Source organism: Stieleria mannarensis, from assembly GCF_014154935.1.
In the GTDB taxonomy this organism is placed as follows: domain Bacteria; phylum Planctomycetota; class Planctomycetia; order Pirellulales; family Pirellulaceae; genus Stieleria; species Stieleria mannarensis.
Genome location: NZ_JACEHH010000163.1, coordinates 1 through 1,167, shown reverse-complemented (window position 1 = coordinate 1,167; position 1,167 = coordinate 1). Strand labels below are relative to the sequence as shown.

Annotated in this window: 1 protein-coding gene; it reads right to left on the bottom strand. The window is 53.9% G+C overall.

The window, feature by feature from the left end; translation table 11 throughout:
- Positions 1-115 precede the first annotated feature (115 nt).
- Positions 116-628 (bottom strand): DUF6714 family protein, encoded by a 513-nt coding sequence (locus tag H1B37_RS32900; protein WP_168564970.1) that lies wholly within the window; start codon positions 626-628, stop codon positions 116-118.
- Positions 629-1,167 lie beyond the last annotated feature (539 nt).

Sequence of the window (1,167 nt, the reverse complement as noted above, 5' to 3'; positions counted from 1 at the left end):
CCAACCATTGACGGATTAATGCTTGCATCTACGCCTCATGCACAGAACGGCCGCGATAACCGAGTCGCGGGAGTTGATTTTCCATCGCCAAAAACGACGACTCCGCGACTTCGGTTCATCGCCTGGTTCGTCGGCTTTTTGGTGCGGGTTCGAGCTTCCGAATACGGTCGAGGATCTTCAGCGGGTCGTCGTGTCCGAACTCCCGAGGGGCGTTGAACGCGGCGAATTTGCAGAAACGAACGAACGCAGCACGTTGTTTTGTATTGTATAGCGTCGTGAACGGAATGTCTTCAGGTTTCTTTGCGTGAACGAAGCCAGCCAAGTCGAAGATGAACGCATCGTACATCAAGCCATCACGCATCCCTTCGGTCAGTACCGCGCGCATGATCGCGGGGGAGTAAAATCTCTTGCCGCATGAATTCATGAAGAATATGGCGTCGTTCCGAGAGTATAGATCGTCAAACGGAATCCGTCGCCAATCGATTCTTTCCGCGTTTTCGGATAGTGCAAGTTCGCGTTGGTCGAAGCCGTAGTCAGCTTGGAACGCTGCCTCATACAGCGTTGTGCCATCACCCAGCGTGACACCAGCGAATGCATGTTCGATGTAACGAATCAGCCAGTCTCGCAAGTGATTGTCTCAGTCCGACGAACGGTAGAAATCACGGGGGACGGGCAAAAGACTTGCAAGCACACGGAAAACCTAGACTCCCGTCCTCCCGTGCATTTCATGGTTACACCGGATTGTATTGAACGTCCGAACTTTTTGGGACAGAAAATCTGGTACGCCGATCAGATTCGCAGGTAGTGAGATGGGATGATAATCCGCTGCCGGTGCGAAAACGAAATGAGTCGCTTTGCTTGGCCACGGCATACCTATGTCATGCGGTTGGAGCCAAGATCCAAGTCAGCCCAGAGATAGCGATGATGAACAGGCAAACGAACCCGATCATGAATATCGTTTCGCCGACGCCCCCCGCTTTGCCGGTGCCTTCCAGTTTTGTGACCGGCGCAGATTCGGTCTCAGATGGTGCCTCATAGGGGTTCATGTAGGCTCAATTATGCGGGGGACGTAGGCGATGGTTGGTTGGTGTAACGTCCACCGTTCACCGCGGCACGGCGGACGACATTGTGTTTTCGGTTGACGCCGACTCCGTGCCCGCGTGTGCA